This window comes from Lactobacillus sp., assembly GCF_051873315.1.
Classification (GTDB): Bacteria; Bacillota; Bacilli; order Lactobacillales; family Lactobacillaceae; genus Lactobacillus.
This window is the reverse complement of the sequence record NZ_JBJEES010000047.1, coordinates 1-10706: the sequence shown is the minus strand read 5'-3', so window position 1 is coordinate 10706 and position 10706 is coordinate 1. Positions and strand designations below refer to the sequence as shown.

The window sequence follows — 10706 nt, the reverse complement described above, 5'->3', positions numbered from 1 at the left end:
AAGCTTTTTGCTGACTTGTTCAATAAAGTAGAATTGTGATGTCGATTTACGCAGCCCGAAGTCCGTTAAGAATTCAGGTGCTTTTAGACTTCTGCTGTGAGCGGGTTTGTTTTGTAAAACTGTTTCTTTTGCGTATTGTATTCTTTCAAACAAAACAGGAGATTCTTGCCATGAAGAATCTCCTGACTTGAAAGAACTTAAAAATGATTCAAATTTCATGCTCTTCCCTTAGTAATTACATTGTGATTCCATGAAAGCACGATATCTGAAAAATAAGAAATCGTGTTGTTGTCTAAATCTTCAATTACTTGTTCCAAATCCATTGTTATCACCTCTTTATCATTTTTTAGTAATTTTAATCCAATTCTATAGCCTGTTCAACCGGTATAAGCAGAAAACATTAACTATTTTCATTACTATTGCTTTTCACTTCTTGCTCATACTTTGTTAATTTCTTATAAGCTTTTTTGCTCCCGCGGTTCAAGTCCTTGTTAAATTTATATTCTTGCCAGTCGCTTATGAAGAGCAGGTCCAGGTTATAACCCTCTGGATAAAGGTCGGCAGCTTTTCGCCGTAATTTCAGCCGCTTAACGGGAACGACATAAAATTGTTTGTTGATAAAAATTTTGGCTAAGGTTCGGTCTGCTTCCAAAGCGTAGAAAATACCCTCTTTTTCCAGATTGCCCGCGTAGACCACGTCTCCTTTGCAAAAATGTGTTTTGACTATTTTGCCAGTGGCTTTTTCTTTCAAAACGACCGTGCTGCTGTTGAGTGGCAATTGACCGGCTAAAACTTTTTGCGCCTGGTCGATAATTTCTTTTGGCATCCCTACTTTTTGAGCGATCCAAAAAGCCCGGCTCTGGCCGACTTGGTCTAAGAGCAGACGGTATGTTGGGGTGAGAGTGTCAGCATTGAAGTCCATTGACGCGGTCCGGTAATTTGGATGCTTAACGGCATAGTCCTTGATCTTACTGTAGTGGGTCGTGGCTAAAACCAAGCATCCCTTAAGTTGCAGGGCTTGCAAGACGGAAATAGCAATAGCAGCTCCCTCATCAGGGTCAGTGCCACTTCCCAGTTCATCGAGCAAAACCAGACTGCGGCTTTGAGCGTGAGTGACAATTTCGGCAATATTGGTCATTTCTGCTGAGAAGGTCGACAGGGAGTTATCTAGGTCCTGTTGGTCACCAATTTGGCTGAAAATTTGCTGGCTGACAGGAATGTCGCAGATTTCCCGGCTAGGCAGATAAAGCCCAATCTCTGTCATCATGATAGCCAGGCCGCAGGTTTTTAAAGTGGCGGTTTTGCCACCGGCATTTGGTCCAGTAATGATCAAGCCGCGAACTGGTGACTCGATTTCCAGGTCAAGTGGAACGGGATTTTTAAGCAGGGGATGCCGCATCCCCCGTAAAAGCAGCTGATTTGTCTGATTTAATCTGGCCCGCTTGCCATTTAGCTCCCGGCTATACCGCGCCCGGGCCATAATTTGATCAATTGCCGCGACGATATCAATGTTACGTAATAGGCCGTGGCTTTCTTCATAGACGGCAGCGGTCAGTTGTCCGAGTATCATCGCTTCAATAGCTTCAATTTGTCCCTTGACAGCAATCTTTTCGCTGCTTAGTTGGTCCAGCTTGCGTGGAAGAATGAAGGCAGTCTGCCCATTGGCCGAATAAGCGATGATTCGTCCAGAGATTGCCTTTTTAAAGCTGCTTTTGACGGGCAGAGTCAAGTGGCCATCTTTTTCTACCAGCCGCTGTTCTTGCAAACTTTGGCTGACTTTCTTGCTTTGCAGCAACTTACCAGCGGCGTCTTTTATTTCCTGGTTCAGTTCCCGTTCTTGTCGCCGCAGCCGCCTCAAGTCGCGGTCAGCGCTGTCGGCAACTTGACCATGTTCTATTGACTGATAAATCTGTTCAACCAGTTTTGGAAAAAGCTGGAGCTCTTCACCATAGGAATTAAGGATTGGAACCAGATCTTTTTCTCTGCACAAAAAGCGTTGCAACAATTCACAGACCCGGAGATAATCAGCAACTTTTTCCAAATCATCTGCTGATAGAAGGAGTCCCCTCTGAGCGCGATTGATCAATGGCAAAAGGGAATCTGAAGAAACAAACGGCAGCTGCAAGCGCCGCTCTAAGAGCCGCGTACCTTCTTCTGTTTCGTCGAGTAAGTGGACAACGGCTGCCGGCTTGGTCAATGGCTGGGCTTGCAGAAGCAAGTTTTTAGCTTCGTGGGACTTGGCGTAAGACGCTACTTGGGTAAGGACTTGTACAAATTGCAATTGGTCGTTTTCAAAAAATTTAGTCATCTAATTTTCCTTTAATCTGATATGCGTAAAAAAACCGGTCTCCAAAAAAGTTGGAGACCGGTTGATATTATTCTGCTTTAATTAAGCAAAGTTTTCCTGCAGGTCCTTCACGCCGGCTTCTGACAGGGTGGTGTAGATTGAACCCTTAACGCCCTTGAAGGTTTCCAGGCTGAGGTCGATACTCTTTTCACCATTGCTGCCATCGCTGACTGCCACGCCCAAAAGCTTGTAGGCGGTTGAAGTCGGGTCTGGTGAGAAGTACAGGCGCTTCTTGCCGTCAGTTACTGACTTTTCAGTGTAGAAGTAAACCTTGGCCGGGCTGGACTTGACTGCCAGGTTGAGGTCGCTGGAGTCAACCTTGTTCAAGGTCAGCAATTCGTAGTGCTGAGCCAAGTGACCGCCAACGCTTTGGAAGACAGCCAGGAACTTTTCAGTTGCTTCAGGGTCAACTTCACCGAAGTCGATGTTGTCGTTTTCTTGTACCAATGACAAGATCAATAAGTGCTTAGTATCCTTGTCGTAGTATACGCTGAAGTTTTCAACGCCGCCTGGCCAAGGAGCCTTGCCCTTTTCATATTGGGTGAAGTAGACGCTTGAGTCGTTCTTGACAACCAGCTTGTTTGCGCCGTCAACGGTCTCCAGACTGATGATCGGCATTGGCGGAACATAGCTGTCCTTTTGACGCTGTGCCCACAGCTGGGATTGCTTCTTCTTTTCATTGCGGGAGTTGATGTAGGTACCGACGCAGATGATGATGATTAAAATTAAAAGTATCCAACCCATAGTTGTCTAAACCTCCAGTGTTGGCATTTCTTCCGAGCTGAAAAAATGCTTGATTAATGCTAAGTTAAAATTTATCTGGCTCAAAGCAAAACGCTAAGCCCGCTTATATCTTTTAATTTTACTACAAAATAGCCGTTTGGCAAACCTTGTATAGGCCGCAAAGTTATTTAAATTAAGCGGAGACGGGATTTTTTAAGAAAATAGCAGCTGACCCTTATTAGAAATAAATTAAGTTAGTTTTTAGCATTCTTTGCAATGCTTTCTCTTAAGTAGCCCAGGTACTTTTGCCCGATGGAAGAGAGCTGGTGCAGGCGGTTGGTCAGGTAGCCGATTTCAATGTATTCATCGCTGATCAAAGGCCGGGCGATGATGTCGTCCCCGTTTAAGTCAGCGTTGATGATCCCTGAAGAGATGGTATAGCCGTTTAAGCCGATTGCCAGGTTAAACAGGGTGGCCCGGTCGCTGACAATAATGGATTTTGGTGAGTGCTGGTCAGCCAGGGTTTCTTCCCAGTAATAGAAGGAATTGTGCTGGCCCTGGTCGTAGCTGAGCTTGGGGTAGGGCAAGAGGTCGGCTAAAGAGATAGATTTTTTGCCGGCCAGGGGATGGTTTCTGTATAAAAAGACGTGGGGGCGGGCCTTAAAAAGGGGGGTAAAGCTGAGCTCCTTTTCCTGGAAGCTGTTTTCCATGACCTGGCGGTTGTAGCGGCTGAGGTAGACGATGCCGATCTCGCTGTGGAGGTTGGCCACGTCTTCGATGACTTCATAGGTCCGCATTTCTTTGAGGCTGGCCTGGTAGTCGCTCTGGCCGATTTCTTTTAACAGCTGGACGAAAGCGTCAACGGCGAAAGCATAGTGCTGGGCTGCCACGGAAAAAATCTTTGGCGCGCTGGCCTGGTCACCGTAGCGGCGCTCAAGCAGCTGGACCTGGTCCAAGATCTGCTGGGCGTACTGCATGAACTCCCGGCCATCTTCAGTCAAGCTAACCCCTTTTTTGCCCCGGATCAGGATGGTGATCCCCATTTCTTTTTCCAGCTGCTTGATGGCGCTGGACAGGGTGGGCTGGGCGATGAAAAGCTCTTTGGCTGCCTCGGTCATGTTGCCGAGGGCGACGACTTTTTGCAGATAGAGCAGTTGCTGGATGCGCATGGTTGAACCTCTTGCTTTCTGGAATAAAAATAAAGATGACCTTTATGGGAGCTATTGGCGGTTACTTTGCCTTTGGCGGTGGTGACCACCGTTACGCGGAAGTGACAATCATCGATTTTGACGAAAACTGGCGGCACCACTCCACGAGGTTTGTCTAGCTGTTCGGGCCAGCTGATCCACTTTTGGACCGGCTGGCTCTTTCTTTTAGCTCTCCATAGTTTAAATCTATCGATACATGATAAAAATAGCTATTTTCAATCATAACGAGATCTGGCTATAATAACAAGCATTAAGAGCAAATTAAAAACACGATTTAAAAACTTCGGAGGTAATTCAGATGTCATTTCCACGTTACGATATTGTCGGCAGTTTCTTGCGTCCAGCAGCATTAAAGGAAGCCCGGGAAAAAATTGCCCGCGGCGAAATCAGCCAGGCCGAGCTTACGGCCGTAGAAGACCAGGAAATCAAGGCCCTGGTGCAAAAAGAAGTCGCTGCCGGCTTAAAGGTAGTTTCTGATGGGGAATTCCGCCGCAGCTATTGGCACTTGGATACCTTCTGGGGCTTTGGCGGGGTAGAACACGTGCGGGCTGATCATGGCTACTTCTTCCATGATGAAGAAACCCGGCCAGACGCGGCCAAGCTGGTTGGCAAATTGACTTATGAAGCCGGCCACCCGGACGTGGCAGCCTTTGACTTCCTCAAGCCTTTGGCGGATGCGGCTGGCGTTGAAGCCCGTCAGAGTATCCCAGCCCCGGCTCAGCTCTACTGTGAACTGATCTGCCGCAACGATGAATTGATCGCGGCTACTGATGCCGTTTACCCAGACCGGGCAGAACTGGCTAAGGACGTTTCCAAGGTCTACCGGGAATTGATTTTGGACTTGTACAAGCACGGTGCCCGCGACATCAAGCTGGACGACTGTACTTGGGGCGTCTTGGTCAACGACAGTTTCTGGCATGCTTTTGACGAAGGCCACCTCAAGCGCGAAGAAGTCCTGCAGCTTTACAAGGAAATCAATGAAAATGCCTTGGTTGACCTGCCAGAAGACTTGCGGATCACGACCCACATCTGCCGGGGCAACTACGACTCAACTTGGGCTTCAGAAGGCGGCTACGGCCCAGCTGCTCCTTATGTCTACAAGGAAAAAGGGGTGGACGCCTTCTACCTGGAATTTGACGACGACCGGTCAGGCGACTTCGCTCCTTTAGCTGAAGTGCCAGCCGACAAGGTAGTTGTTTTGGGCCTGGTAACCAGCAAGAAGCCGGAATTGGAAGACCCGGAAGCTTTGAAGGCCCGGATCAAGGAAGCCGGCCAGTACCATCCATTGGCTACCACGGCTCTCAGCACTCAGTGCGGCTTTGCCTCAACTGAAGAAGGCAACCACTTGACTGATGAAGAACAATGGGCCAAGATCAAGCTGGTCATCGACACGGCTAAGGAAGTTTGGCCAGACGCTGAATAATCAATAGGGATGCCTCCTTGCGCGGGGCATCTTTTTGATACTTGGAAAAAGTGTCACATGTCTGATAATTTTTTCAAAAAGTCAGCCGAAGCGCTTTCGCAAAGCTGAATTCTTCTTTATAATAGGACTAGCAAAAAGAGAACATTGAAGAAATGAGGCAACTACTTTGAAAAAATATGCATTTGGTGTTGACATCGGTGGTACCACTGTAAAGATTGGTTTGTTTGAAACCAACGGCGAATTGTCCGAAAAGTGGGAAATCCCAACCAGAAAAGAAGGCAACGGGGCCAAGATCCTGCCTGACATCGCGGCTTCTCTGAACGACAAGCTGAAGGAACTGGACATTCCTAAGGAAGAAGTAGCCGGGATCGGCATCGACGTGCCAGGTCCAATCCTGGACGACGAAATCGTTAACCGCTGCGTCAACCTGGGCTGGGGCGTCTTCAACGTGGCTGAAAAGGTCCGCAAGCTGACTGGCCTGGATGAAGTCAAGGTAGCCAACGACGCCAACGCTGCCGCTTTGGGTGAAATGTGGCAAGGCGGTGGTGAAAGCCACCAAAACGTTGTCATGGTTACCCTGGGTACCGGTGTCGGCGGCGGGATCATCTCTGAAGGCAAGATCGTTGCTGGTGCCTTCGGTGCTGCCGGGGAAATCGGCCACCTTTTGGTCAACAAGGATGAAACCCAGCTTTGTGGCTGCGGCAAGAAGGGCCACCTGGAACAATACGTTTCCGCGACTGGTATTGCCCGCAAGGCCAAGGAACTTTTGATGGAAAGCAATGAAGAATCCAGCCTGCGCGAAGTTGAAGAACTTGACGCCAAGGCCGTCTTTGACGCGGCTAAGGAAGGCGACAAGCTGGCTTTGGAAATCGTTGACTTTGTCGGCCAGACCCTGGGCGCGGCTTTGGCTTCCATCTCCTGCGTCTTTGACCCGGAAGTCTACGTTATCGGTGGCGGGGTCTCCAAGGCTGGTCAAATCTTGATCGACACGGTGCAAAAGTACTTCGTTGAAGCAGCCTTCCACGCTTCTGAAGGCACGGAAATTGCCCTGGCACAACTGGGCAACGATGCCGGCATGTACGGCGCCGTTAAGATGGTTTTGTAAGATTGAGTGTAGAAAAGGGATTTCTATGAATAAACTATTGGCGAAAGCTACTATTGCGTTGGCACTGGTTGCCACAACGGGATCATACGCCGTGAGCAAGAAAGTCTTTGCTGAGACCTATACTAGAACATACATTGATTCAGATGGTCTTGAGACTACAGAAACCAGTTCCGTGCCATTTACTGACGATACTGAGACGAACACAGAGAGTTCTGATAGCTCTGAAGCGACTAATACAGAGAAGAGTACTGTCCATAAAAAGGGCTGGTCAACTAATGAGTCAGGCGATAAAGTTTATTACTTGAGTAATGGCCAAAAGGCGACAGGCTACAAAACGATCAAAGGCAAAAGATATCACTTTGAAAAAGATGGTTCTGCAACTGTTGGTGTAAGCTTAAAGTACATTTATGGCCGTAATGGCCGTGTTTACCGTTACTCACGGTCAAAGCGGGGTAACCATACGGTAGCTGCCCAAAAGATTGCAAAAACTATCGTCAAAGCTGTTGGACATGAAAAAGGCGATACTGACCTTAAAAGGGCCGGACTCGCCGCCTACTATGTGTATTGCTTTTATCAGTTTGATGGATACTCGATGAAGAAGCCATATTACAATACGGCTTATGGCGTGTTTATCAATCGCTACTGCTCATGTGCCGGTACTGCTGATGCGACACAGATGGTTTTGAAGTACATGGGTATGAAGTCCAAACATGTTTACCGGAACAAGTTCCACCATCAATGGTGTACTCTTCGTTTAGACGGTAAGAAAGGCTGGGTTGACGGAATGATTGGTGCTGCCGGCTACGGATCCAAATGGGGCGAAAGAGCATATGACTCATGGTGGGATGGTATTAACAAAAAGGTTTAATGAAAGGGTACTGGATAGAAAATCCAGTACTTTTTTGTTGATATTTTTTCATAGCACGCAAAAAACGAGGCAAGCTTAGCGCTTGTCTCGTTTTTGATCGCTTAAATATTGTCAAGGATAAATTGCTTAGTATTGAAACCAGAAGCCAAAAGTCAGTCTTACTTGGACAGGAGGTCAGCGACGTGCTTGCCTGAGTAGAAGCAGTAGCCACCTTCAGTACCTGGCATGTTCGGGCCGTAAGTGTCGCCGATCAGCATGCCGGCAGCGTCGTTACCGATAGCGTACAGGCCTTCGATAGCTGCACCTTGTTGGTCAAGGACTTGGTTTTCCAAGTTGACCTTCAAGCCACCCATCGTACAGAAGGCACCGATACCTTGTTCAATAGCGTAGAATGGGCCTTCAGCAACTGGAATCATGAAGTCCTTGCTCTTGCCGAAGTCAACGTCTTCGCCCTTGGCTGCCAGTTCGTTGTAACGGTCAACAGTTGCCTTAAGTTCTGGCAGGTTCAGCTTTTCAGCCAGTTCTTCAATGCTGTCAGCCTTGGTCAAGAACTTAGCGTTCCGGCCCAAAGCTTCATCAAGTTCTGCTTGCAGGTGTGGAAGCTTGGTGTCGTGGTAGTCGTAAGTCCCCATTGCCTTGTAGAGGCCTTCGTTTTGCAGGTGGTCAATCGTCTTTTGGTCAACGATAGTGTAGAACTTGTTTTGGGTGAAGAGGGCGTTGCCGGCTTCTGAGAAGTTGTCAACAACTTCTTCGTTAACGAACCGTTGACCCTTTTCGTTGACCCAAAGCAGTGATTGCTGGTTGGCTGCCCCGTTCATTTCGTCGTAACGGTAGATGTAGCTTGGCTTGTCTGGGTCCTTGATGTAGCCACCAAACAGCATAGCCATACCCATAGCGTAACGTTGAGCGCCAACGTTCCAAGCCAATTCCAGGCCGTCACCAGTGTTCTTGCCTGAGTTGCATGGGATCAATTGGTCAGCGTTGTAGTTGGTGTACTTGGCGATCAAGTCCTTGTTGTTCAAGTAGCCGCCAGTTGCCAGGATGACGTTCTTGGCCTTGATGTCGCTAACGGTTTGGTCAGCCAGGTTCTTGACGCGGACGCCGACAACCTTGCCGCCTTCAGTCAAAAGTTCTTCGACTTCGTGTTGAGTAGCGATTTCCCCGCCAAGTTCCTGGAACTTAGGTGCCATAACTTGGTGGATGACAGCTTCACAGCGGCCGTCAAACAAGTGCCAGGTTCTTTCACCGCTGCCCAGTGGTTCAACGTCCAGCCACTTAACGCCCAAGTCGTCCAACCATTGGATGATGTCGGCTGAGCCGGCGATGTATTGCTTCCAGGTGTTGGTGTCAGCCTTGTAGTGGGAGTAGCTCAATTCTTCGTTCAAGGCGTCTTCTTCAGTCAGCTTGTAGTCGTCATGCTTCTTTTGCATGAATGAGTTGACCGCGAAAATACCTTCAACATGGTTACCGCTGCCGCCGATTGAGTGGCCCTTTTCCAGGATCACCGTGTCCAGGCCGTTGTGGGCTGCTTCATAACCTGCAGCGAAACCGGAAGCCCCGCCGCCGACAATTACCAAATCGTATTGCTTCTTCAAAGTCATCTGTATTTCCTCCTTCATGTTTTCGCTTACATTATAAGCCGGTCTCGTAGTACAATTGTAGGTGTAAATAGGTCGCCAGATGGACATTGAGGTACGGGTAAATGGATTTGAACCAATTGCAGATGTTTGTAAAAGTCGCCCAGGCAGGCAGCTTCGACCGCGTGGCAGAGGAGAATTACGTCAGCCAGCGGGCGGTTTCCCGCTTGATCAAGCGGCTGGAGGAGGAACTGGGGATGCAGCTTTTTTCCCGGGGCAGCAACCGGATCAAGCTCACCCCAGCCGGTGAATATTTTGCTAAAGAAGTGGAAGACTATTTGACCAGGTTTTCAGACATGGTGACTCTGGCCCAGAAGATCGGCCAAGAGCAGGTCAGCCACTTGAATATTGGCTTTTTCTCAGCTTTTGACGGGGTCTTGCTGCGTGAGCAGGTCTTGAATTACCAGAAAAAAGGCAAGGATGAGATCAAGTTCAATATCGTCGAGGAATCGGTGGAGCATATCTTGTCTGACCTGGCTTTGAAAAAGCTGGACTGCGGCTTCATCAACAACTATGGCCGCTACACCAAGCTCAACCGCCGCCTTTACGACTTTATCGATGTCTATCAAGGGGAGATGATGCTGGCGCTCAGCCGGCAGAACCCTTTGGCTAAAAAGCCTTATCTTGAGGAAAAAGATCTCGTGGGCAAGGACCTGCTTTACTACAGCAGTGAAAATTCCCAGTACATGCAGGATACTTTTTTGGCGACGCTGGGCAGCGATGTCGGCCAATACCAGATTAAGCGGGTCGCGTCTTTGGAAAACCTGCTTTTGGCTTGCTCCTTGGACCAGGGCCTGGCCTATCTGCCTAAGGACCTGCTGGACAAGTTCAGCCAGCCGGATGACAGCCTTGTCTTCAAGAGATTTCACTCGGCCCGGATCAGCCAGAACTATACTATGCAATTAGTCTTCAGAGCTGATGACCAGTCTCCGGCTTTGAAAAAGTTTACTGCCAGCATCGTCGCTGACCGGGAGAAAAAGAAAAAATAGCATGCAAAATAAAAAGCATGAAACAAGTTAAAACTTGCTTCATGCTTATTTTGTTATTTTAAAGAGTCCAGGGTAGCCTTCATCGTCGCGGCTGAGGCCTGCATCTTGGCCAATTCGCTATCATTTAACGGCAATTCCAGCACGTGGCTGATCCCTTGCCCGTTGATGATGGCCAGGGTGCCCAGGTAGATCTCATCCTTGATCCCGTATTCCCCGTGCAATGGAGCAGAAAGAGGCAGGGCCAGGTCGTTGTTTTCTAAAATGGCAGCTACGATCTTGGCCAGCATCATAGCTACGCCATAGTAGGTCGCGCCCTTTTTGCCGATGATCTCGCCGCCCTTTTCCCGGACGTGGGCTTCAATCTCATCCAAGGCTTCTTTCGTCATGCCCGGATAGTCAAGCAGGG

At 48.6% G+C, this 10706-nt stretch carries 9 protein-coding genes and 1 pseudogene; 4 read left to right on the top strand and 6 right to left on the bottom strand.

Going from position 1 to position 10706, the window contains the following annotated elements:
- The 4 genes from ACI32D_RS02640 to ACI32D_RS02625 all read right to left on the bottom strand — a co-directional run.
- The coding region (locus ACI32D_RS02640) for a hypothetical protein (RefSeq protein WP_439775101.1) at nucleotides 1-219 on the bottom strand (219 nt) is incomplete at its 3' end.
- Nucleotides 220-400: 181 nt separating this feature from the next.
- On the bottom strand, nucleotides 401-2308 hold the full coding sequence (locus ACI32D_RS02635) for an endonuclease MutS2 (protein ID WP_439775100.1): 1908 nt from the start codon (nucleotides 2306-2308) through the stop codon (nucleotides 401-403).
- Between the two features lie 81 nt (nucleotides 2309-2389).
- Nucleotides 2390-3091, bottom strand: a complete 702-nt coding sequence (locus ACI32D_RS02630) for a hypothetical protein (RefSeq protein ID WP_439775099.1) — start codon at nucleotides 3089-3091, stop codon at nucleotides 2390-2392.
- 233 nt (nucleotides 3092-3324) lie between these two features.
- Complete coding sequence (locus ACI32D_RS02625) at nucleotides 3325-4239, bottom strand: LysR family transcriptional regulator (protein WP_439775098.1); 915 nt, start codon at nucleotides 4237-4239, stop codon at nucleotides 3325-3327.
- Nucleotides 4240-4576: 337 nt separating this feature from the next.
- On the opposite strand from ACI32D_RS02625, the gene ACI32D_RS02620 reads away from it, so the two are divergent.
- From ACI32D_RS02620 to ACI32D_RS02610, 3 genes are all read left to right on the top strand, one after another.
- The gene (locus ACI32D_RS02620; protein WP_439775097.1) at nucleotides 4577-5701 is read left to right on the top strand and encodes a 5-methyltetrahydropteroyltriglutamate--homocysteine S-methyltransferase; all 1125 of its coding nucleotides are present in this window, start codon (nucleotides 4577-4579) and stop codon (nucleotides 5699-5701) included.
- Between the two features lie 166 nt (nucleotides 5702-5867).
- Nucleotides 5868-6806 (top strand): ROK family glucokinase, encoded by a 939-nt coding sequence (locus tag ACI32D_RS02615; RefSeq protein ID WP_201330023.1) that lies wholly within the window; start codon nucleotides 5868-5870, stop codon nucleotides 6804-6806.
- Nucleotides 6807-6831: 25 nt separating this feature from the next.
- Nucleotides 6832-7674 carry a hypothetical protein gene (locus ACI32D_RS02610; RefSeq protein ID WP_439775096.1) on the top strand — a complete coding sequence of 281 codons (843 nt, stop codon included), beginning with the start codon at nucleotides 6832-6834 and terminating at the stop codon, nucleotides 7672-7674.
- A 158-nt stretch (nucleotides 7675-7832) separates the two neighbouring features.
- On the opposite strand, the gene ACI32D_RS02605 is transcribed toward ACI32D_RS02610, so the two are convergent.
- Nucleotides 7833-9275: an FAD-dependent oxidoreductase gene (locus ACI32D_RS02605; protein WP_439775095.1), complete on the bottom strand. Its 1443-nt coding sequence runs from the start codon at nucleotides 9273-9275 to the stop codon at nucleotides 7833-7835.
- Between the two features lie 101 nt (nucleotides 9276-9376).
- Here ACI32D_RS02605 and ACI32D_RS02600 point away from each other — a divergent pair, with 101 nt between their 5' ends.
- Nucleotides 9377-10300, top strand: a complete 924-nt coding sequence (locus tag ACI32D_RS02600) for a LysR family transcriptional regulator (protein ID WP_439775094.1) — start codon at nucleotides 9377-9379, stop codon at nucleotides 10298-10300.
- A gap of 53 nt (nucleotides 10301-10353) precedes the next feature.
- Here the strand turns inward: ACI32D_RS02600 and ACI32D_RS02595 are convergent.
- Nucleotides 10354-10706 (bottom strand): annotated as a pseudogene (locus ACI32D_RS02595) (L-lactate dehydrogenase); the annotation flags it as partial.

Excerpts from the sequence above, each read along its gene's own strand:
- ACI32D_RS02635 (WP_439775100.1), bottom strand. The coding sequence starts at position 2,308 with ATGACTAAATTTTTTGAAAACGACCAATTGCAATTTGTACAAGTCCTT.
- ACI32D_RS02630 (WP_439775099.1), bottom strand. The coding sequence starts at position 3,091 with ATGGGTTGGATACTTTTAATTTTAATCATCATCATCTGCGTCGGTACC.
- ACI32D_RS02625 (WP_439775098.1), bottom strand. The coding sequence starts at position 4,239 with ATGCGCATCCAGCAACTGCTCTATCTGCAAAAAGTCGTCGCCCTCGGC.
- ACI32D_RS02620 (WP_439775097.1), top strand. The coding sequence starts at position 4,577 with ATGTCATTTCCACGTTACGATATTGTCGGCAGTTTCTTGCGTCCAGCA.
- ACI32D_RS02610 (WP_439775096.1), top strand. The coding sequence starts at position 6,832 with ATGAATAAACTATTGGCGAAAGCTACTATTGCGTTGGCACTGGTTGCC.
- ACI32D_RS02605 (WP_439775095.1), bottom strand. The coding sequence starts at position 9,275 with ATGACTTTGAAGAAGCAATACGATTTGGTAATTGTCGGCGGCGGGGCT.
- ACI32D_RS02600 (WP_439775094.1), top strand. The coding sequence starts at position 9,377 with ATGGATTTGAACCAATTGCAGATGTTTGTAAAAGTCGCCCAGGCAGGC.